General features: G+C 61.5%; 16 protein-coding genes. 12 read left to right on the top strand and 4 right to left on the bottom strand.

Going from position 1 to position 21179, the window contains the following annotated elements; genetic code table 11:
- Positions 1 to 125: 125 nt before the first annotated feature.
- The 5 genes from GV829_RS10525 to lexA all read left to right on the top strand — a co-directional run bounded on the left by GV829_RS10525 (position 126) and on the right by lexA (position 5180).
- A complete protein-coding gene (locus tag GV829_RS10525) occupies positions 126 to 728 on the top strand; it encodes an anthranilate synthase component II (RefSeq protein WP_169948237.1) in 603 nt (200 codons plus the stop codon).
- Positions 725 to 1708, top strand: coding sequence for an anthranilate phosphoribosyltransferase (gene trpD, locus GV829_RS10520; RefSeq protein WP_169946470.1), 984 nt, complete (start codon positions 725 to 727; stop codon positions 1706 to 1708). The genes GV829_RS10525 and trpD overlap by 4 nt, the downstream gene beginning before the upstream one ends.
- A gap of 126 nt (positions 1709 to 1834) precedes the next feature.
- Positions 1835 to 3187: an acyltransferase family protein gene (locus GV829_RS10515; RefSeq protein WP_169946468.1), complete on the top strand. Its 1353-nt coding sequence runs from the start codon at positions 1835 to 1837 to the stop codon at positions 3185 to 3187.
- A 389-nt stretch (positions 3188 to 3576) separates the two neighbouring features.
- On the top strand, positions 3577 to 4380 hold the full coding sequence (gene trpC, locus GV829_RS10510) for an indole-3-glycerol phosphate synthase TrpC (protein ID WP_169946466.1): 804 nt from the start codon (positions 3577 to 3579) through the stop codon (positions 4378 to 4380).
- 110 nt (positions 4381 to 4490) lie between these two features.
- Positions 4491 to 5180, top strand: coding sequence for a transcriptional repressor LexA (gene lexA / locus GV829_RS10505; protein ID WP_169946464.1), 690 nt, complete (start codon positions 4491 to 4493; stop codon positions 5178 to 5180).
- Here the strand turns inward: lexA and GV829_RS10500 are convergent.
- Positions 5171 to 7378: a ComEC/Rec2 family competence protein gene (locus tag GV829_RS10500; RefSeq protein ID WP_169946461.1), complete on the bottom strand. Its 2208-nt coding sequence runs from the start codon at positions 7376 to 7378 to the stop codon at positions 5171 to 5173. The two genes, lexA and GV829_RS10500, sit on opposite strands and share 10 nt — an antisense overlap.
- Positions 7379 to 7476: 98 nt before the next feature.
- Between GV829_RS10500 and gltX the strand changes: the two genes are divergently transcribed.
- Together gltX and GV829_RS10490 are read left to right on the top strand one after the other, a co-directional pair.
- Positions 7477 to 8901 carry a glutamate--tRNA ligase gene (gene gltX, locus GV829_RS10495; RefSeq protein WP_169948235.1) on the top strand — a complete coding sequence of 475 codons (1425 nt, stop codon included), beginning with the start codon at positions 7477 to 7479 and terminating at the stop codon, positions 8899 to 8901.
- Positions 8902 to 8957: 56 nt separating this feature from the next.
- Positions 8958 to 10238 carry a citrate synthase gene (locus GV829_RS10490; protein WP_169946459.1) on the top strand — a complete coding sequence of 427 codons (1281 nt, stop codon included), beginning with the start codon at positions 8958 to 8960 and terminating at the stop codon, positions 10236 to 10238.
- A 78-nt stretch (positions 10239 to 10316) separates the two neighbouring features.
- Here the strand turns inward: GV829_RS10490 and GV829_RS10485 are convergent, their stop codons facing one another.
- Both GV829_RS10485 and GV829_RS10480 read right to left on the bottom strand, forming a co-directional pair.
- Complete coding sequence (locus GV829_RS10485) at positions 10317 to 11717, bottom strand: sensor histidine kinase (protein ID WP_169946457.1); 1401 nt, start codon at positions 11715 to 11717, stop codon at positions 10317 to 10319.
- 138 nt (positions 11718 to 11855) lie between these two features.
- Positions 11856 to 13079 (bottom strand): hypothetical protein, encoded by a 1224-nt coding sequence (locus GV829_RS10480; RefSeq protein WP_169946455.1) that lies wholly within the window; start codon positions 13077 to 13079, stop codon positions 11856 to 11858.
- A 138-nt stretch (positions 13080 to 13217) separates the two neighbouring features.
- On the opposite strand from GV829_RS10480, the gene GV829_RS10475 reads away from it, so the two are divergent.
- The 5 genes from GV829_RS10475 to GV829_RS10455 all read left to right on the top strand — a co-directional run bounded on the left by GV829_RS10475 (position 13218) and on the right by GV829_RS10455 (position 18815).
- Positions 13218 to 13934, top strand: coding sequence for an SDR family NAD(P)-dependent oxidoreductase (locus GV829_RS10475; RefSeq protein WP_169946454.1), 717 nt, complete (start codon positions 13218 to 13220; stop codon positions 13932 to 13934).
- A gap of 151 nt (positions 13935 to 14085) precedes the next feature.
- Entirely contained in the window at positions 14086 to 16761 is a 2676-nt protein-coding gene (gyrA, locus tag GV829_RS10470) for a DNA gyrase subunit A (protein WP_246203115.1), read from the top strand.
- A 24-nt stretch (positions 16762 to 16785) separates the two neighbouring features.
- Entirely contained in the window at positions 16786 to 17562 is a 777-nt protein-coding gene (locus GV829_RS10465) for a bestrophin-like domain (protein ID WP_169946450.1), read from the top strand.
- Complete coding sequence (locus GV829_RS10460; protein WP_169946448.1) at positions 17562 to 17873, top strand: DUF952 domain-containing protein; 312 nt, start codon at positions 17562 to 17564, stop codon at positions 17871 to 17873. The genes GV829_RS10465 and GV829_RS10460 overlap by 1 nt, the downstream gene beginning before the upstream one ends.
- Positions 17874 to 17972: 99 nt before the next feature.
- A complete protein-coding gene (locus GV829_RS10455) occupies positions 17973 to 18815 on the top strand; it encodes a TauD/TfdA dioxygenase family protein (RefSeq protein ID WP_169946446.1) in 843 nt (280 codons plus the stop codon).
- A gap of 1629 nt (positions 18816 to 20444) precedes the next feature.
- Here GV829_RS10455 and GV829_RS10450 read toward each other — a convergent pair.
- Complete coding sequence (locus GV829_RS10450) at positions 20445 to 21110, bottom strand: lysoplasmalogenase family protein (RefSeq protein WP_169946444.1); 666 nt, start codon at positions 21108 to 21110, stop codon at positions 20445 to 20447.
- Between the last annotated feature and the right edge of the window lie 69 nt (positions 21111 to 21179).

The raw sequence follows: 21179 nt of genomic DNA, 5'->3' as shown, positions 1-21179 counted from the left end.
CCTGACGCTGGCGTCATGATCCGGCGCAACCTACCGCCGCAACTTTGCCATCTCGTAAACAGCGACATTCTGCTGAAGCCGCAAAAGCGCTTGGGCTTGGCATTCATTGCGCCTAAATGCCCGGCATGATCCTCGTTATCGACAATTACGACAGCTTTACCTTCAACCTCGTCCACTACCTGCAACAGTTGGGCGTGGCGGTGGAGGTCGTGCGCAATGACGCGATGAGCGTCGGCCAGGCGCTGTCCTCGGATGCCGCCGGTTTCCTCATTTCGCCCGGCCCCGGAACGCCGGATGACGCCGGCATCAGCCTCGATCTCATCGCCGCCTGTGCCGAGCATAACCGTCCCTTGCTCGGTGTCTGCCTCGGTCATCAGGCGATCGGCCAGACTTTCGGTGGACGGGTGGTGCGCGGTCATCTGATGCACGGCAAGACCGCCAGCGTCAGCCATGACGGCAGCGGCCTGTTCGCCGGTCTGCCCAGCCCCTTCACCGCCACCCGCTATCACAGCCTCGTGGTCGAGGACATTCCTGCCGACCTCATCGTCAACGCCACCAGCGAGGACGGCGCGGTGATGGGCGTGCGCCATGCCACCCTTCCCATCCACGGCGTCCAGTTCCACCCCGAAAGCATCGCAACCGAACATGGCCACGCGATGCTGGCCAACTTTCTGCGCATCGCCGGCCTCACGCCGGGCCCGCTCCCTGAGCTGGAGCGGTTGGCATGACCCTCCCCAACCCCGCCCAACCACTCAGTGCCGACGAAGCCGCCGCCGCCTTTGCCGCCATCCTTGACGGCACGGTCAGCGCCGAAGCAATCGCCGACTTCCTCGTCGCTTTGTCGGACCGGGGCGAAACTGCCATCGAAATTGCCGCCGCTGCGCGCGCCATGCGCGCCCGCCTCATCTCCGTCACCGCCCCCGCCAATGCCATCGACGTCTGCGGCACCGGTGGGGACGGGCACCACACGCTCAATGTCTCGACCGCCGTCGCGCTGGTCGTTGCCGCCTGCGGTGTGCCCGTCGCCAAACATGGCAATCGCGCTGCCAGCAGCAAGGCCGGCGCCGCCGATACGCTAGAAGCGCTCGGTCTCAATCTCGACCGCGCGACTGAAACAGCAGAGGCCACCCTCGCTGATCTCGGCATCGCCTTTCTCTTCGCGCAAAAATATCACCCCGCGCTTGGTCGCATTGCACCAATCCGCCGGGCGCTTGGCCGCCGCACCATCTTCAACTTGATGGGCCCGCTCGCCAACCCCGCTGGCGTCACCCGCCAGCTCATCGGCATCGCCAGTCCCGCCTTTGTCCCCATCTATGCCGAGGCGCTGGGCCAGCTTGGCACCGAGAAAAGCCTGATCATCTCGGGTGATGAAGGTCTCGACGAGCTCAGCCTCGCGGGCGGCAATGAGGTCGCGACTGTCACCAACGGCGGCGTGAGCATGGCCCGCTGGAGCGCCGCCGACGCCGGCCTTCCCAGCCACCCGGTCGATGCCATCCGCGGCGGTGAACCCGCCGAGAACGCTGCCGCACTTAAGGCGCTCCTTATGGGGCAGCCCGGTCCCTACCGCGACGCCGTCCTGTTCAACGCCGCCGCCGCACTGCTCGTCGCCGAAGAGGTAGAGAGCCTGCGCGAGGGCGTCGAAGAAGCCGCCGAAGCCCTCGACAAGGGCCTCGCCAAAGCCCTGCTCGACTGCTGGATCGCTTACTAAACCCAGGTCCCTGTCCGCTCCCCCTAATCCGTTCGCCCTAAGCCTGTCGAAGGGATCAGGACGAACGGCTCTGAAGCGCGGGGCCCCATTGCAATAAACTAACCACCTCGTGCTAAACACAACGGCATGAGCAACGCCCTAGCAAAGCCCACCCTTTGGTCCCGCGCCCGCCAAATGGCTGAAAAGGCTCCGCCCGAGCGCAATCGCTATGTCGATTTCCTCCGCGCCCTTTCGATCCTCGCGGTCGTCGTCGGCCATTGGCTTGTCGCCGCCCCCTACATAAGCGACGGCGCGGTCACTGGCGGGCACCTCCTCGGCATCATCCCCTGGACACAGTGGCTAACCCTCGGCTTTCAGGTCATGCCGCTTTTCTTCCTTGTCGGCGGTTTCTCCAACGCCATGTCATGGAGCGCAAACCGGCGCGACGGCGGCACCTATGCAGAATGGTTTACCGGACGCATGCAGCGCCTCGTCAACCCTGTCCTGCCGCTGTTCCTCGTCTGGACCCTGTTCGCCCTCACCGGCACCGCGCTCGGCGTCGCCCGGCCGATTGTCGAAATGGCCTGCCAGCTCGCGCTGATCCCGGTCTGGTTCCTCGCCGTTTATCTGATGATCGCTGCCGCCGTCCCGTTCAGCCACGCCCTGTGGCAACGGCTCGGCCTCGGCTCCTTTGCGCTGTTCGTCGCGGGCGCCATCCTCATCGACGTCGCGACCCTGCGCTTTGACTTGCCGTACATCAACTTCCTCAACTTCGCCTTTGTCTGGCTGGCGATCCACCAGCTTGGCTATGCGTGGCAGTCGGGCCATTTCAACAGCCCCACCAAAGCCGCGCTCTGGGCTGTCGGCGGCGCAACCGCGCTGACAGCGCTGATCCACTATGGCCCTTATCCCGTTGCGATGATTGGCGTTCCCGGCGAACCCTTGAGCAACTCCATGCCGCCGACCCTCGCCCTGCTCGCGCTCGGCATCACCCAGACAGGACTCGCCCTCGCTCTCGAACCGCTCGGTCGCGCCATGCTCAGCCGCATCGGCGCATGGACCGCCACCGTCCTCGTCAACGGCATGATCATGACCATCTACCTCTGGCACCTCACCGCCTTTGTCCTGGTGATGGTCGCTGCATGGCTGATGGGAGGCATCGGCCTGCACGTTGCGCCGGGCAGCAGTGAGTGGTGGCTCGCCCGCCCCGTCTGGTTCCTGCTGTACATCGCCGCGCTGGTCCCGCTTATCCTCGCCTTCGCCCGCTTTGAGCGCCCCTCGCCCAGCCTCAGCGGCGAGGCAGAGGACCGCCCGCTTCCGCTCTGGCGTCTCGTCACCGGCCTCCTCCTTATCTGCGCCGGCCTCGGCACCACCGCCGCCTTCAGCATTGCCAGCCCGGAGGGCATCACCGGCGTCCGCCTGTGGATCGTCGCCCTGCCGTTCCTCGGCGCAGCCCTCATCCGCTTCGGCCCCGCCTACACGCTGGCGAAGAAGATCTGAACCCAGGCTGGTCGGTTAAGAACAAAAGTGGACCAAATTTCGCTTTCCTACAAGGGGTCAGGTGTGAGACCCCGTTGTAATGTCAGCGATTCTGCCTGTTTGCATGCGTTTCCCTGTCAATGCGGGTCTGACCTATGGCCAGACGAAGCAATGCAGGCGGTGAACGCCGACGCCGGGTTGCTGACCGATCTACCCGCTGGAGGGTCAACCCATGTCAACAAGTGTCAACCTTTGAAGATGACCAATCCCCGCAAACCCTTGTGTCAGAACCGTCTTTTGTCTCCACGTGGGTGTCAACTTGTGTCAACCATCCGTATTGCACCAATAATACAGTCGCCGATCTCCTTCACCCCTCCCCAACCGCCGCCTGATCGGCTAAGCGCGCAGCCATGACAGACAAACTCGCCGAAATCTGCGCCACTACCGCCGCCGAAGTCGCCCGCCGCAAGGCGGTGGTCAGCGATGCCGATTTGGCAATCCGCATCGCCGCCGCATCTCCCCCGCGAGGCTTTCGGGCCGCGCTTGATGGCAAGATTGCCGCTGGCCAAGCCGCCTTGATCGCAGAGATCAAGAAAGCCAGCCCGTCGAAGGGGGTGATCCGCGCCGATTTTGATCCGCCCACCCACGCCCGCGCTTATGCCGCTGGCGGGGCCGCCTGCCTCTCGGTCCTGACCGATGGGCCCTATTTTCAGGGTGATGATGCCTATCTCGTCGCTGCCCGCGCCGCCGTGTCGCTGCCTTGCCTGCGCAAGGATTTCATGGTCGATCCCTGGCAGGTGACCGAGGCCCGCGCCTTGGGCGCCGACGCCATCCTCATTATCGTCGCCGCGCTCGATGACGCCACCATGGTCGCCATCGAGGCCGAGGCCGAAGCCCATGGCATGGACGTGCTGGTCGAGGTGCATAATGAGGACGAACTCGCCCGCGCTCTCGCCACCCTCAACAGCCGCCTGATCGGCGTCAACAACCGCGATTTGAAGCGCTTTGTCACTGATCTCGCCATCAGCGAACGCCTCGCCCCGCTGGTCGCCCCAGGGACTACCCTCGTCTGCGAAAGCGGCATCGCGGGTCCGCAGGACATCGCCCGCATGCGCGCTGCCGGCATCCACGCCTTCCTCGTCGGCGAACATCTCATGCGGCACGAAGACGTCGAGGCCGCGACCTGCGCCCTTTTGGCCGATTCTGGAAGTTGACGCTTGGACGCTAACCTATCTGCTCGGGCCAAAGGCCATGCTTTGGCCCCTTGACGTTCCCTTCTTGTTTCATTAGAAGTTCACCGTACGTTCCGCCACGGAGAACCGTCATGCTGACCCGTAAACAGCACGAACTCATTTGCTTTATTGAGGATCGCCTCGCTGAAACCGGCATTTCACCTTCCTTTGAAGAGATGAAGGAGGCTCTGGGCCTCAAGTCCAAGTCGGGTGTACACCGCCTCATCAGCGCGCTTGAGGAACGCGGTTTCCTGCGCCGTCTGCCTAATCGGGCTCGCGCGCTGGAAGTTGTCCGCAATCCTGGACGTGGCGAGCGCCCGGTAGCCAAGCCGGCCGCCGACGCCAACGTCGTTGCCTTCCCGTCACGTGCCGCCCCGCGCGCGGCAGATGTCGCCAACGACATCATCGAACTGCCGCTGCACGGCCGCATTGCCGCCGGTGTGCCGATCGAAGCGTTTGAGGACCACAGCCAGTTGGCCGTTCCCGCCGCGTTGCTTGGCCCGGGCGACCATTATGCGCTCGAAGTGTCGGGTGACTCGATGGTTGAGGCTGGCATTCTGAACGGCGATTATGCCCTTATCAAACGGTCCGATACCGCGCGCGAAGGGGACATTGTCGTCGCTCTCGTTGATGGTCAGGACGCCACGCTGAAATATTTCCGCCGCGAAGGGCGCGCTGTTCGCCTCGACCCGGCCAACCCCGCCTATGAGCCACAGGTGTATGACGCCCAGCGTGTCGTGGTTCAGGGCAAACTGGCTGGCTTGCTCCGCCGCTACCATTGAGGGGACGCGCCGGTTCCGGCGGCTGAGCGCTCTGCGGGTGGCTCCTGCTGCCCACGGCGCGGCGGCATTATGGTTGGCGGCTGGCCCCATGGCATCCCCCGCCAGCTTGCCGCCACCGCTTCTACCGACGGCGGGTCCAGCCTGATTGTCAGGCCACCGGTCTCCCTCAACGCTTTCTGGTCGGCCTTCAGCCAGCGGGGCTGACAGGCCCGGGGCAACCACCGGTCGGCGATGACGATGTCCACCTCGGCACAGGCCTTGACCAACGGCTCCCAATCCGTCCTGTACCCGCTGCGGGATGCCATAACGGACCAGCGGCGTCCCGCTCTTTCCATCGTCCAGACGCAAAAGTCGGGTGAGCAGCGCACGCCGGGTTGCTCGGCGAGAGATGCCAGCTCCTCGTCAATGCCGGCCGCTTCGGCCAACTGGTCGCGGACAAATTCGCCTGCCCTATCCCTCAACAGCACATAGCGGCCATCATCGGTGCGCACGGCAACATGCCGGCCATCGCCTGTGATCAATAGATCCGGCGGAGTGATTGACAGCGCCCAAACGGCCCCGAGGACAAATGGTACGGCGCCCCACCAACGCCATGGCCTTGTCCAGATCAGCAGCCAAAGACCGCCTGCCAGCATCAGGCCGAATGCGCCCCGTGGCATCGCGGGCAGATTGGCCGTGGCACCGGGGGCGTTGGCAACAAAATGCGCAATGAACAGCAACAGGGCGAGCGATTGCTCCACCACCCACCAGGCAGGCGCACCCAAGCCGACACTGTCGAGTGCCAGCGCGAGCGCTTCAGCCGGCATGACGATGAACGTCGTCAGCGGAATCGCAACAATATTGGCCGCGGCACCATAAAGACCGGTCTTGTGGAAATGAAACAAGCCAATCGGAATGAGCGCCAGTTCCACGACCAGGCCGGTCAGGAACAGACTTGCCATGGTTCGGCCAAACTTGCGAAGCCATCCCTCGTCGCGCGCCGAGAACCAGCTAATCGCCCGCGGTGAACTGTGCAGCGCGACAATGGCCGTCACTGCGGCAAAGCTCAGCTGGAAACTGGGCCCTACCAGGGCCTCTGGCCAAAGCAGCAGCACCACCATCGCTCCTGCACCAATCAGGCGCAGGGTTATCGCGTCGCGACCCAGCACCAGCGCCAACAGGACCAGAAGAGCGGCAAGCAGCGAGCGTACTGTCGGAATCTCGCCGCCGGTCAGCAAGGTGTAGCCCAGGCCTACCAACGCTCCGCATCCCGCCGACACGGTGACCAATGGAAACCGCAGCGCCAGCCAAGGCGATAGCGCGAGCAACCGCAGAGCCATCCACATGGCACCACCCACCGCCGCGGTGACATGCAACCCGCTGATTGACAACAAGTGCGCCAATCCGGAACGACGCATGGCCTCATCATCCTCAGCGCTGATCGCCCCTCTGTCACCGGTGGCAAAGGCAGCCGCTATCGCTCCCGGACCGCCTGCCACCTGTGTCTGGATGTGGGCGGACAGTCGCGCCCTCAGCCCCGGGCCAGACTCCTGTCGTGCATTGATCCGCTCGACTGGTCCGATGGCGCTGCCGACCGCGCCAATCTGTTCGAACCAGGCGCGACGCGCAAAATCATAGCCACCTGGCAAAGCTGCGCGCGGCGGCGGCACCAGCCGCGCCCTCAACCTGATCCGGTCGTCGGGCAAGATTGACCTTGCACCTTTGCTTTCCCACGGAACGGAGACCCTTATCTTTGGCGGCAATGCTTGCCCCGCATCCGGTTTGAGCATCAGCCGCACCTGTTCACGTGACGCCAGCAGTTCAACAGAAAGCACCTCGGCGCTGAACAGCGATATGGCAGGCTTTGCCAGAACCGGCGCAGCCACTCTTTCGTTCTTCCACCAGATGGTCGCACATCCCGCAGCGAGAGCGAGACCAGCAACCAACAGCGCTCTCCCCGTCAACCTCTCCGTCGCGCCAAGCAACCAGCCGATCAGGGCCAGAGCCAGTGCCAGAAAAACAAGGGAGAGCCGTAATTGTGTGCCGGGCAGGATGAACCACAGGGCTATGCCGGTTCCGAACAGAATCGGTATCCAAAGAACGAGCTGTTCTCTTTCGGTCCACAATTGGGCATCGAGGGCGCGCAACCAGGCTGCGGGGGACGCATGCACGTCGCGCAATCCGGCCCAAATGCCTGTTTGATGCACCGCCCCTGTCATGCTAGGCCCCCGTCGCCGGGCGGTCCCGAGACCCGCCTGCACATCCAGTCATATCTTGGGAGATAGAGCGCGTGGGCGCAACTGCATCCATCAACGTCGTGGCAAGCGCTGGTGAAAAGCCGGTCGTGACCCGCTTTGCGCCATCACCAACGGGGTTTCTCCACATAGGCGGCGCACGCACCGCCTTGTTCAACTGGCTCTATGCCCGGCGCAACGGCGGCCAATTCCTGTTGCGGATCGAGGATACTGACCGTGCCCGCTCTACCGACGCCGCCATTGAAGCCATTCTTGATGGCATGCGCTGGCTCGGCCTCGATTGGGACGGAGATACAATCTATCAATTTGCCCGGGCAGAGCGCCACGCCGAGGTCGCGCACCAATTGCTTGCTGCCGGACATGCCTATCGCTGCTTCCTCACGCAGGACGAGCTTGCAGAGATGCGCGCCACTGCCCAAGCGGAAAAGCGACCCTTCCGCATCATCAGTCCATGGCGTGACTCGGATCCTGCCTCCGTTCCCCAAGACCGGCCGGCTGTGGTCCGCCTCAAGGCTCCACGCGACGGCACCCTGACCATCCAGGACCGCGTTCAGGGTGAAGTGAAGGTGAATGCCGAAGAGATCGATGATTTTGTCCTGCTTCGGTCGGACGGCACTCCGACCTACATGCTTTCGGTTGTGGTCGACGATCATGACATGGGCATTACCCACGTCATCCGGGGTGATGACCATCTGAACAACGCCTTTCGCCAGTTGGTGATGATCCGTGCGATGGGTTGGCCAGAACCGGTCTATGCCCATGTTCCGCTGATCCATGGCAGCGACGGCGCAAAATTGTCGAAACGCCATGGCGCCCTGGGTGTCGATGCCTATCGGGATGAACTCGGTTTTCTGCCTGAAGCCGTGAACAACTATCTGCTCCGCCTTGGGTGGGGCCATGGCGACGAGGAAATCATCAGCCGCGAACAGGCTCTGGAATGGTTCGACATCGACAATGTCGGGCGGTCGGCCTCACGCTTTGATTTCAAAAAGCTAGAGAATCTCAATGGCCATTATATGCGGGAAGCCGATGATGCCCGGCTTACCGACATTGCCGCCTTTCATCTCGGCGAAATGCTCGAACGACCGCTTTCAGCTGGCGAACAATCCCTCCTGCTGGCAGCCATGCCATCGCTCAAACCTCGGGCAAAAACGATGATTGAGCTGGCGGAAGGAGCACTGTTTCTTTTTGATTCGGTACCGCTCGCGTTCGAGGACAAGGCAAAGGCGGCAATTGATGCCGCGCCGCCTGGCTTGCTGGCCTCTCTACTCGCGACGCTCGAAGACCTTCCGGACTGGACAATGGAATCACTGGAAGCGGCCTTGCGTGACGCTGCGGAATCGAAGGGACTGGGGCTAGGAAAGGTCGCCCAGCCGCTGCGTTCGGCGCTGACTGGCCGGGCGATTTCACCTGGCATCTTTGACGTGCTATTCCTGTTGGGGAGGGAAGAAGCCTTGCATCGAATCAAAGCCGCGCTAACGGCATAAATGACGCGGTGCAGCAGACACTGATCTGCGCGCCGCAGGCTACCAGGGGAAACCATATGACAGACGCCACGCTCTCCACAGGCGACCAACAGGTCAGCCTCCCCGTGCTCGAAGGGTCGGTTGGCCCGTCGGTCCTCGATATTCGCAAAATGTATGCCCAGACCGGTCAGTTCACCTATGATCCTGGCTTCACCTCGACCGCCAGCTGCGAATCCGCGCTGACCTATATTGACGGTGATGAAGGCGTCCTGCTGCATCGTGGCTACCCGATTGGCCAGCTTGCCGAACAGTCGAGTTTCATGGAGGTTTCCTATCTCCTGTTGAATGGCGAGCTGCCGTCGCAGGACGAACTGACGGGCTTCACCAACACCATCACCCGGCACACCATGCTGCACGAACAGCTGTCTACTTTCTATCGCGGGTTTCGCCGGGATGCGCACCCGATGGCAATCATGTGCGGTGTCGTGGGAGCCCTTTCGGCCTTCTATCATGATTCGACCGACATTAACGATCCGGTGCAGCGCAGGATTGCCAGCCACCGCCTGATCGCCAAGATGCCCACGATTGCGGCGATGGCCTACAAATATTCTGTGGGCCAGCCGTTCGTCTATCCGGACAATTCGTTGAGCTATACCGGCAATTTCCTCAAGATGACCTTTGGCGTTCCGGCTGAGGACTATGAGGTGATCCCGGCGGTCGAACGCGCCATGGACCGGATTTTCATTCTCCATGCCGACCATGAGCAGAATGCGTCGACCTCCACCGTGCGACTGGCGGGTTCGTCGGGGGCTAACCCGTTTGCCTGCATCGCCGCTGGCATCGCCTGCCTCTGGGGCCCGGCCCACGGCGGAGCAAATGAGGCCGCGCTCAACATGTTGCGCGAGATTGGGACACCGGATCGCATCCAGCATTATATCGACCGGGCCAAAGACAAGAATGACCCGTTCCGCCTGATGGGTTTCGGCCACCGCGTTTACAAGAACTACGATCCCCGCGCGACGGTGATGCAATCGACCGTCCGTGAAGTGTTTGATGCGCTCAAGGTCAATGATCCGCTGTTTGAGACGGCCCTCCGCCTGGAAGAAATCGCCCTGAGCGATCCCTATTTCGCGGAAAAGAAGCTGTTCCCGAACGTGGACTTCTACTCGGGCATCATCCTTTCGGCGATCGGTTTCCCGACCACAATGTTCACCGCCCTCTTTGCCTTGGCCCGGACCGTTGGCTGGGTTGCGCAGTGGAATGAAATGATCTCTGACCCCGCGCAAAAGATTGGTCGGCCGCGCCAGCTCTACACTGGCCCGACCCAGCGCGACTATGTGCCGCTCAGCCAGCGCTAAGCGCCAATATCATCCAAGAGGACGTGAAGGGGCGGCTTTCTCGGCCGCCCTTTTTCGTTGGACGCCCAACCTCGGGCCTCACCCTGCGCGCTTGGGCAATCGCAAGGTAAAGCGCGCTCCCTGTCCAGGCGCGCTATCTATAGAAATATCCCCATGCATCGCACGAGCCAATCTTCGGGAGATATAGAGGCCGAGCCCGCTACCGCCGGCATCGTTGCGACCCAATCGTTCGAACTTGGTGAACAACCGCGCCTGATCCTCGCCGGAGATCCCCGGACCTTGGTCGGCGACAGTGACTGTCGCCCACAGATCGTCGGTATCAACGCGTATCCACACCATTGAATCCTCCGGGCCATAGCGAATGGCATTGCCGACCAGGTTCAGCAGGATTTGTAGAACCCTGCGAAACTCCCCGGTCGCCAACGCGGACTCGTCCGCGCCGGGCGCATCAATCCGGATCAACCGCTCCTTGGCCTTCATGGCCAGCAGACCCGCCGCTCGCCTGCCGACATCGGCCAGATCCACCCGTTCGGACGCAATCGTGAAATTCTCACGCTCCACCGCTTGCAAATCGGCAAGATCATCCACCAGATCCAGAAGATGCCTTCCCGCCAGCGCAATATCACTGGCATAGCGCGCATAATCGGCGCGGATCGGGCCTTGCAACTGACCGGCAATTGTCTCCGCATTGGCTATGATGCGGCCGAGTGGACGGCGCATCGCGCCATCAATTCTCAAAGCAAAGCTGCGGACATCGATATTGCCCAGCAAATTGGTAGGTTCGTTGGCGTCAGCTGGTTGCGGCACCGCTACATCCACCGGTAGCTGGCCAAAGCCCACAGGAGCTGCACTTCCGTAAAAGCCGGTGAAAATCTCGCCGTCATCATGCATGGCATTGGCTTTGAGCATCACCACAGTGCCGTCAGCCAAGCCAAGCGCAACCCGCGCCCGTTGGCCGATGAAATCGGCTTGTTCGGCTAGCGCGGTCAGCAATGGAAAGCTTCCGTCATTGTCAGGCAAGAGGTGGAACAATTCCGACATCGACCGTCCCATCCATATCTGGTCGGACAATCCCCAAGCGGCATCGGCTTCCACCATGACCAGCCGCAAACGAATATCACAGGCCCAGCTGATCGCGCCCGGAGGAATGATTCTCTTGGGCAGCGGAGGCAAAGGATCACTATGTGACGCATCGGGTGCATCATGCGCGGTCCAATCAACCAACTCGATCCTGACACCGTCGCTATCAGGAAGGAACCTGCCGTGGGCGCTGATTTCATAGCGTTCATCGGCCATGAGCACCTGCCGTTCAATCGGCGTTTCAAGCCTATTGGCTAGTCTTGCCAGTCGTGCAAGCGCTGGCAGCGCAATCGGACCGCCCAATGTCCCGCCGGCTTGCTCCTGCAACTCCAGCAATTGAGCATCGGCCGATACCAGCCTGCCTTCTGCGTTGACCCTGGCGCGCACAGCATTGATCATGCGCGACCTCCCCGTCCTGCAAAGAGGACCGGGCGATCAAGCAGGGCAAATGGCACGGCCAGACGCTGGCAACAGGACAAAAATCGGCTCATTACCAGTTCTTGGTAGCAGATCAGCGTTAATAGCGGCTAAACCGATCTAACTGTTTTTGGTTGCAAACCGCTTCCAAAGGCTGATGCCTCCCTCTGGCCAGTCAAATTGCGCCAGCAACAAGAGGGTCAATGCTACCATCACCGTCCAATCATAGGCGCTCTGCCAGCCAGTGAGGACGGAGAAAAAGCCCACCAGAACCCACGCCATCACATCGTCAACCGGGCATCGCATGCGATTGGGCAGCGCCGAAAGACCGACCAGAATCACCAGCGGAAAACTACCCTCTCCAATATGCAATCCGCCCTCGCTCCACGTGGCACCCCGTTCCGCAATCAGGAATGCAAGCAATTGCGTCACCAAGCCCACACCGGTTAAGCGCGCCCAAAAAGTGGCTTCCGCTCTGAACTGAGCGACAAAATTGGCCGCTTCATCTGCAAGAACACCCACGATGCCCAAAACTATGGCGGCAACCGGTTGGCCGAACAGAAAGGCTGTGGATGCCCCGATGAAACTCAATGGTGCCAAAGTGCGCGCAATTTTTCCGCTGTTTTGCGCGCCCATCAATCGCCCGGCAAACAGACGGACGAGAGGGCCGGCCAAATGCCTTCTGCCAATTCCGCCATGATCCTTCAGCGGGGCAGCAAGCAAACGGCGCTCCAATGCAGCAACCGCATCGCTGGTCTCAGCCAGCATCATGTCCCCGCTGACGAACAGGGCCGTGTCCACCTCTGTACGCCCTGCTCCATCCTGAACCGCTGCGCGAAACAGCAACAGCTGAGGGTCCCAATCGCGTGGTGCTGTTTCCAACGCCGCAATGGCTGCAGCCGGCAGCACCGCAAGACCAGCCCAACGTGCCGACGCGTCAATCCGTTCCAGACCCCGCGTGACCGATGCATCGGCGGTAACCAGCAAGTTTGCAGCCCGGGCACTGCCTGCAGCCTTCCAAATCTGGTCTCCCGCGATCAGACCATCGGCGATCAGCAACAGCCGGTCATGCCCCTTGGCCAGACGCAGTACATCAGCGCCGCTCCGGACCAGATCAACAGCCAGTCCGCGCGCCCTGATCCGGTCACAGGCTTCCGCCAGGGCCGGTGGCACACCATCAACCAAGACGAGAAACTGCGACACACCGATGGCCCTTGACCGCTCGGCCTGCTGCTCAATCAACGTCATGCCAGCCAACGGCAGCAGGGCCCGCAGCATCGGCATGCCCCATGCATCGACATCGTCGGTCAACAATTGTGCAGCAGCGAGAGCGACGGTCTTCATGTCAATCCGCCATTCCGCAATATGCGGTCATGCCTGCGATCATCACTGCGCCCCATTGTCATGCACGGGGTCTAGCACGACCAACGCGTCACGACACCCCTCTTGCGCGACCGGCGCAGGGCGGCCAGAGATTGCACAATGTCCGAAGCCCAATTCTCCGCACCGGATTCCGGTGCTGCCATCGTGATCGGCGCGTCAGGCGGTATTGGCTCAGCTTTAGCGGATGAGTTGGAAAATGCCGGACAGGCTGTTGTTCATCGCCTGTCCCGTTCCGGGCCGATCCCCTGCGACATTACTGATCCCGACAGCATTGCCACTGCTCTTGACCAATCATTGTCCGGGCCACCGGTGACCCGGGTTTTTGTGGCAACCGGCCTTTTGCACACAGACGGGCAGGGGCCAGAGAAAACTCTGCGGCACCTTGATGCCGACTGGCTTGCCAGCAACTTCGCTGTCAACGCCATCGGCCCGGCCCTTGTCCTTTCCCGGTTACTTCCGCTTCTGCCCAGACAGCGCCGGGTCGAGGTCGCGGTTCTGGGCGCCCGCGTCGGCAGCATATCGGACAATCGCCTCGGTGGCTGGTATGGCTATCGGGCCAGCAAGGCAGCACTGCACCAGATTGTGCGAACAGCGGCAATCGAATGGGCGCGCAGTCACCCGCAAGCTGTTCTCGCGGCGCTGCACCCAGGCACTGTGCACACCTCGTTATCCGCCCCGTTCGTCCGCCAGGACAATGGTCGCCACATCCTCAAACCGCAGGAATCAGCGGCGCAGTTGCTCCGGGTTCTTGCTGGCTTGTCACCCGAACAATCGGGCCGGATTTTCGACTGGCGCGGCGTTGAAATTCATCCCTGAAAAACCCGCTTTTGCTGGCATAAGCAGCCAAGAGCGGCTAGGGTCATTCCACATAGAACAGACCAATGCGAAAGCCTGAATTTTGACCACTGATACCGCGTCGCCACCTGCCGCCCCAACCGACATTCAGCCGATCAACATCGTCGATGAAATGAAGTCGAGCTATCTCGACTATGCGATGTCGGTGATCGTTTCGCGCGCCCTTCCGGATGTGCGCGATGGCCTGAAGCCGGTGCACCGCCGCATTCTATATGCGGCACAGGAAGGCGGCTATGTCGCCGGCAAGCCCTATCGCAAATCGGCGCGTCTGGTTGGTGACGTCATGGGTAAATATCACCCGCATGGCGACAGTTCGATCTACGACGCCCTTGCCCGCATGACGCAGGACTGGTCGATGAGCGTTCCGCTTATCGACGGTCAGGGCAATTTCGGTTCGATGGACCCCGACAGTCCGGCTGCCATGCGCTACACCGAAGCGCGTCTGGCAAAGGTGGCCAATGCGCTCCTTGACGACATTGACAAGGATACGGTCGATTTCCAGCCAAACTATGACGGGTCCGAGCAGGAGCCGCAGGTTCTTCCCGCCCGCTTCCCCAATATTCTGGTCAATGGCGCAGGCGGCATCGCCGTTGGCATGGCGACCAACATTCCCCCGCATAATCTGACCGAAGTGATCAACGCATGTCTGGCGATGATCGACAATCCGACGATCACCACTGACGAGCTGATCGACATTGTTCCAGCTCCGGATTTCCCCACCGGGCCGCTGATTCTTGGCCAGGGCGGCGCGCGCAGCGCCTATCACACCGGTCGCGGCTCGATCATGATGCGCTGCCGCCACGTCATCGAAAGCCGTCGCGGTGACCGCGAGTCCATCGTGCTTACTTCGATACCGTTCCAGGTGGGCAAGACCGCGCTGGTCGAAAAGATCGCCGAAGCGGCCAAGGACAAACGGATTGAGGGCATCAGCGACATTCGCGACGAATCGAACCGCAATGGCGTTCGCATCGTCATCGAACTGAAGCGTGACGCGACCGCCGACGTCGTGCTCAACCAGCTCTGGCGCCACACCCCCGCCCAGTCGAGCTTCCCCGCCAACATGCTCGCCATTCGCGGCGGTCGACCGGAAATCATGGGCCTGCGTACCATGATCGAGGCGTTCCTCACCTTCCGCGAACAGGTCATCACCCGCCGCACGAAGTTCGAATTGGCCAAGGCGCGGGATCGTGCGCACATCTTGCTCGGCCTCGTTGTCGCAGTGACCAACCTCGATGAGGTGGTCCGCATCATCCGCGGCAGCGGCACGCCGGCCGAAGCCCGCGCCGCCCTGCTCGCCCGCAAATGGCCGGTCGCCGAGATCCTGCCCTACATCCGCCTTGTCGAAGCGATCGAGGGCGATATCGATGGCGACACCTACAGCTTGTCGGACATTCAGGTTCGCGCCATCCTCGAACTGCGCCTCCACCGTCTGACCGCGCTGGGCCGCGACGAGATTGGCAAGGAACTGGCCGAACTCGCCGAGAAGATTGCCGAATATCTCGCCATCCTCGGTGACCGCGAGCGCCTGCTCGACGTCATGCGCGAAGAGTTGACCACCGTACGTGACGCCTTCCCGACGCCGCGCCGCTCGGAAATCGTTGCTGCCGCTGACGGCATTGACGACGAAGACCTGATCGAACGCGAGGAGATGGTCGTCACCGTTACCATGGACGGCTATATCAAGCGCACCACGCTCGACACCTTCCGGGCGCAGCGCCGCGGGGGCAAGGGCCGCGCCGGCATGGCGACCAAGGACGAGGATGTCGTCACCGAACTGTTCGTCACCTCGACGCACACGCCGGTCCTCTTCTTCTCCACTCTCGGCAAAGTCTATCGCATGAAGGTATGGCGCCTGCCCGAAGGCGGGCCGGCGACCCGTGGCCGTCCGATGATAAACCTCCTGCCACTGGCCGAAGGGGAAACCATCTCCACCGTGCTCCCGCTGCCGGAGGACGAGGCTGACTGGGCGAGGCTCCACGTGATGTTTGCCACCGCCAAGGGCAGCGTCCGCCGCAACAGCATGGATGCCTTCACCAATGTGCCGTCGAATGGCAAAATTGCCATGAAGTTCGAAGGTGATGATGCCGATGACCGGTTGATCGGCGTTGCTCTCCTCTCCGAAGGTGACGATGTCCTGCTCGCCACCCGTCAGGGCAAGGCCATCCGCTTCCCCGGTGAGGATGTTCGCGAATTCCAGAGCCGTTCGTCGACCGGCGTGCGCGGCATGACGCTGAAGAATGACGATGAGGTTATTTCCTTGTCGATTCTTCACCGTTCCGGTGCATCGCAGGAGGAACGGGAGGCTTATCTGCGGGCCGCCCCGTGGAAGGACAATGACGCCGAACCTGCCCTCCCCGCCGACCGCATGTCGGAAATGGCGGAACGCGAGCAATTCATCCTCACCGTCTGTGCCAATGGCTATGGCAAGCTGTCCTCGGCTTATGAGTATCGCCGCACGGGTCGCGGTGGCCAAGGCATCACCAATATCGACAATATCGCCCGCAACGGCCTCGTCGTCGCCAGCTTCCCGGCTACCTGCGCCGACCAGCTGATGCTGGTGACCGATCAGGCGAAGCTGATCCGCATGGGCCTCGACAGCTTGCGCGTGATCGGCCGTGGCAGCGCCGGCGTCCGCCTGTTCAACGTCGCCGATGACGAGCATGTCGTGTCTGCTGCCAAGATCGGCGACAGCGGCAATGACAGCGAGGATGAGACCGAGGCCGCCGAAGTTCCAGGCGACGCGCCACCGCCGGTCGCCGGTGCTGATGGCGGTAGCAACGACGAATAGATTGGGCTGGGGAGCCGGCACGCGATGATCTCGACCTTGTCGCTTGCCGGCGTCGGCATCGGTATCATGCTGGCCCTGCTTCTCTGTGTCGAGCTGGGCTACCGTATCCGGCGCAGGCTCGATCGTCGCTATCCTGATCGCGAACCAGCCGAAATGGATTTCCTCCTCTCAGCGGCGATGGGTTTGCTGGCCCTGTTGCTGGGTTTCACGTTCAGCCTTGCCCTGAGCCGCCATGAGCAGCGGCGCGATCTGGTGATTGCGGAAGCCAATGCCATTGGCACCAGCTGGCTGCGCATCCAGGCGCTGGACGAGCCGGCCCGAGCGCAATTGTCCACAGCCTATGCAGCCTATTCGCAAGCCCGACTGGACTGGTCGATCGCTTCGGAGACAAACGAAGGCGGTCATGCGGCAATGCTGCGTGCCAACCAGCTGCAAACCACACTCTGGCCCGCGGCGATAGACGCGCTGCGCGCGTCACGTGGCATGGTCGATGCCAAGACCCTGCTTGACCCGCTCAACGAAAGCTTTGACCTCGCCGCCGAGCGTGTGGCGCGCCGCGATGCGCATCTACCCGCTGCCCTGCTCGCCATGCTGCTCCTTTATCTGTTGATTGCAGCCGGACTGACCGGGTGGCGGCTGGCCGCCGATGGCCACCGCGCACCGGTCGCCTCCTCGCTGACCATGCTGCTGTTGACTCTCGCGGTCGTCGCCACACTCGATCTGGACCGGGCACGCGACGGCCTTATCTCTGTATCGCAGCAGCCGATGCGCGATGTCGTCGCCGCACAGAAAGCCCGCTGATGGCCGATCATCCCTCCACCGCCTTCAAGATCCTCACCGCCGACCAATGGTCGCAGTTCAGCCAGGATGGCGTCTTCCACGGTGCGCCGGTTGACCTCGCCGATGGCTATATCCACCTGTCCGCCGCCGATCAGCTGAAGGGCACTCTCGACAAGCATTTCGCCGGGCAGAACGGGCTGGTGATCGCCGAGGTGGACCTGAGCGGCTTTGGCCCTGAGCTCAGATGGGAAGTTTCGCGCGGCGGCGCGCTCTTTCCCCACCTTTACGCGCCGCTGCCGATGAGCACGGTCCTCTCGCACCGTCCTACCTGACGTTGAGCGGTGACGCGCCCTACAGCCCTTGTCCTACCGGTCCCATTTCGCCATCATCCTGCATCATATGGGGTTTCCCCCGCACAACCGGGAATAGTCATGACCCTCACCATCACACCCAGCGGGCAAGCCTGTGGCGCCACGGTAACCGGCGTCGATTTGACCCGGCCGCTCGATGCAGGGACCGTCGCCGCCATCCGTTCCGCCTGGCTCGAACATCTCGTCCTCGCCTTCCCCGGTCAGGCGATGACAGACGATGACCTTGAGGCGTTCACCCTCGCCTTTGGCGGCTTTGGCGACGACCCGTTCATCGCCCCCATCCCCGGCCGCGATCACATCATCGCCGTCAAGCGCAAGGCCGACGAAACCGCGCCGATCTTTGCCGAAAGCTGGCACAGCGACTGGAGCTTTCAGGCACAACCCCCGGCGGGCACCTGCCTGTTCGGCATCACCATCCCGCCGCACGGGGGCAATACCGAATATGTCAACCAGCGCGCGGCGCTCGCCGCCATGCCCCCTGCCCTGCGCGCCCGCATCGAGGGAAAAATCGCCACCCACAGTGCCGGAGTCGGCTATGCCCCTTCGGGCCTCTATGGCGAGAATGACAAGGGGCGCAGCATGGACATCCGCCCGTCCGAAAGCGCCCGCGCAACACAGACCCACCCGCTGATCCACCGCCACCCGGAAACGGGCGAGGAAAGCCTCTATGGCTGCATCGGCTATATCATCGGCATCGAGGGGATGAGCGAGGCCGAAGCCTATCCCCTGCTTGTCGAGTTGCTCCAGTGGCAGGCGCAGCCGCAGTTTATCTACAGCCACGTGTGGGAGAAAAACATGCTGGTCATGTGGGACAACCGCTCAGTCCTGCACCGTGCCACCGGTGGCTATGCCGGCCATGACCGCCTGCTCCACCGCACGACAATTGCCGCGTGGGCGGGCTAAGGCGGCGCGATCTGGTTGACACTGGTTGACACTCCAGAGGGGAGATTCAACGGCCGCCTGCGGGTTTGCGGGGCGGTTTCGAGCTGTGGTGTAAACTTAATACGGGGAGGTGCCGACGACACTGTCCTGCCCTTGTTCCCCTGCGAAGGCAGGGGGCCATCTCCTGCCGCTGCGGCGAGTGCAGCGTGGCTGGTAAACCGCGACATCGCGTTATGGCAGAACCCTCTGGGTAACCTTTCACTATGGGTGATGGACCCCTGCCTTCGCAGGGGAACAATGATGGGTTTCGCGCAGAGACGCAGAGTAAGCAGAAATCGGAGGAGGAGCAGAATCGCGAGCATGGCGCGATGGTCTCACACCTCACCCCCTGTAGGAAAGCGGTATTTGATCCGTTTTTGTTCTTTTCTTTACCCCATCCCCGTTCGTCCTGAGCTTGTCGAAGGACCGGTCTTGCTACTGACGTGGATGCACACGCAAGGATGCCCCTTCGACGAAGCCCGTCCTGAGCCTGTCTAAGGGCTCAGGGCGAACCGGTTGGATGTGAGGGGTTAGCCCGCGCCGCATGGCCTTCATTCCTTCGCCGGGGGACACGAGGGTCGAAAGGGGCTCACGCCCAGATACCAAGGGGCCAAGAGGGCAGCGCTAACCGATCAGCAGCAACCTGCCTCAGGAGCCGCGCGACACGGCGTGGCAAGCGGTGGGAATCGGCAACCTGTCAACGCGTTCGACTGGTGCGCCTATTGAGAGGTTCTGGTGACGGTCACCGAATTTCCCCTTGGGGGCGGTGTCAATTTAATGATCTGTCACCCTAATGCCTAATCCCCCGTCATTCATGCGGAATTTTATTGGTCATACATTTCGAACAAGAGCGAGGCTCTATTATTAGCAATGGTGAACGCCCCGAAAAAAAATGAAAATCAATAAAGAGTTTTCCGCATTTATGGCATTTCCTTATAGCAAAAAAACCCGCCGCAACCAGAAATGTTAAAAATGCGCAGTATGTAAAAATACTACTGCCAGTTAGGTTCGCGGCCAACACAATTGCCGGAGAATAAAAGATATAATACTTCAATAATTTTAACATATCCTCTCCGAAGCCTGGAAATTACTAGAACTCACAAGGTCATTTACGTGTCGCTTTTCAGAAAATATGCGTTATATCCTATCAGAATCGCTCCTCCTATTGTGGTGAGAGCGCCGATTAGGAATATTAATTCCTCCTTATAAAAATCATATTTAAATGAGATTCCACATATTAAATAACCAGACCAAAATAATGTTATTGGCATTTTTATAAAATACAATATTCGCTTTTTTACGTAAAAGTCCAGCGATATAGCAATCATAATAAATAAAAATACTATGAATGCTGAATTCAAGTGATCTTTTATGAAGTGTTTTATCGTATTATTTATCAAAAATAGTGAAAGCAAAGCTATGGAAAATTTCGCGAGACGCGATTGGGCTGAAAGGAAACCTGGCTGCATTGCCCATCCTCGTTTAGGCTAACGCCTTGCGCTCGCGGCGATCAGGCGGTTGTGCCCATCATAGCCCAAGCTTGCCGTGCCGGCAGTAGAATATTGGTTGAGGCCGTTGACGCTTTACGTGTTGGCAACATGGACTCTCCCCCTACCCCCGGTTTGCCGCTTGCAACGTCTTGACCACGCCCCACGCAATCAGCGCCTGTCCTCCAAAATAAAGCGGCCAGATCAACAGTTTGGGCCAGATCGTCCCCGTCCACACGGTTTGCCCGGCAAAGATCACAAGGTCACTGACAAGGAACATCACCGCGCCTATGCCGGTGCGGTAGCGGGGAAAGCGGCTCGTCCAGGCGAAGGCGGCCATGCTGCCGACGAGGGCGGCATAGGCGATGGCGAGCATGGCGTCCGGCTGTCCGTGGACCAGCGCGATGGTGATAACCACGCCAAGCGGGGCGATCAGCCAGCCGAACAGCGTCTGGCTGGGGCTGAGCGCCGGACGGCGATTGCGGGCGTAGAGGATGATGGCGATGACATGGCCGACGGCAAAGGCCGCCGCGCCCGTGGTCAGGCCGACCGCGTCGAGCAGCACATCCCCCAGCGCGCCAAAGGCCAGCACCAGCGCGATCAGCCAGCCTTCGCCCTCCGGGTTGGCATCACGCGCCTGGAGCGCCGCCCATAGCGCGAGCAAGGTGACGCCCGCGCCCTTCCAGGCGATGATCGCCGGGCCTTGCCAGCCGGCGAGCACGGGAAGCATGTAACTCGCCCCGGCGGCCAGCGCCGCCCACCAGATGATCCGCACTGCTGTCTGCTGCATCGTCCCGTTCCTCGCTCACCCCTCGTCACCGGCCACTCTATCGGCTATCGCCTGCGGCCAGTCACGGTT

The organism is Sphingomonas lacunae (assembly GCF_012979535.1).
Lineage (GTDB): Bacteria > Pseudomonadota > Alphaproteobacteria > Sphingomonadales > Sphingomonadaceae > Sphingopyxis > Sphingopyxis lacunae.
The sequence above is the reverse complement of the archived record's forward strand: the minus strand, read 5'-3'. Positions and strand labels throughout refer to the sequence as shown.

What these genes read in the sequence shown, in the direction of transcription:
- lexA (WP_169946464.1), top strand. Translation starts at nt 4,491, where the DNA reads ATGCTGACCCGTAAACAGCACGAACTCATTTGCTTTATTGAGGATCGC.
- GV829_RS10500 (WP_169946461.1), bottom strand. Translation starts at nt 7,378, where the DNA reads ATGACAGGGGCGGTGCATCAAACAGGCATTTGGGCCGGATTGCGCGAC.
- GV829_RS10455 (WP_169946446.1), top strand. Translation starts at nt 17,973, where the DNA reads ATGACCCTCACCATCACACCCAGCGGGCAAGCCTGTGGCGCCACGGTA.
- GV829_RS10525 (WP_169948237.1), top strand. Translation starts at nt 126, where the DNA reads ATGATCCTCGTTATCGACAATTACGACAGCTTTACCTTCAACCTCGTC.
- GV829_RS10475 (WP_169946454.1), top strand. Translation starts at nt 13,218, where the DNA reads ATGTCCGAAGCCCAATTCTCCGCACCGGATTCCGGTGCTGCCATCGTG.
- GV829_RS10460 (WP_169946448.1), top strand. Translation starts at nt 17,562, where the DNA reads ATGGCCGATCATCCCTCCACCGCCTTCAAGATCCTCACCGCCGACCAA.
- GV829_RS10480 (WP_169946455.1), bottom strand. Translation starts at nt 13,079, where the DNA reads ATGAAGACCGTCGCTCTCGCTGCTGCACAATTGTTGACCGACGATGTC.
- GV829_RS10485 (WP_169946457.1), bottom strand. Translation starts at nt 11,717, where the DNA reads ATGATCAATGCTGTGCGCGCCAGGGTCAACGCAGAAGGCAGGCTGGTA.
- GV829_RS10515 (WP_169946468.1), top strand. Translation starts at nt 1,835, where the DNA reads ATGAGCAACGCCCTAGCAAAGCCCACCCTTTGGTCCCGCGCCCGCCAA.
- GV829_RS10490 (WP_169946459.1), top strand. Translation starts at nt 8,958, where the DNA reads ATGACAGACGCCACGCTCTCCACAGGCGACCAACAGGTCAGCCTCCCC.
- GV829_RS10450 (WP_169946444.1), bottom strand. Translation starts at nt 21,110, where the DNA reads ATGCAGCAGACAGCAGTGCGGATCATCTGGTGGGCGGCGCTGGCCGCC.
- GV829_RS10465 (WP_169946450.1), top strand. Translation starts at nt 16,786, where the DNA reads ATGATCTCGACCTTGTCGCTTGCCGGCGTCGGCATCGGTATCATGCTG.
- trpD (WP_169946470.1), top strand. Translation starts at nt 725, where the DNA reads ATGACCCTCCCCAACCCCGCCCAACCACTCAGTGCCGACGAAGCCGCC.
- trpC (WP_169946466.1), top strand. Translation starts at nt 3,577, where the DNA reads ATGACAGACAAACTCGCCGAAATCTGCGCCACTACCGCCGCCGAAGTC.
- gyrA (WP_246203115.1), top strand. Translation starts at nt 14,086, where the DNA reads ATGAAGTCGAGCTATCTCGACTATGCGATGTCGGTGATCGTTTCGCGC.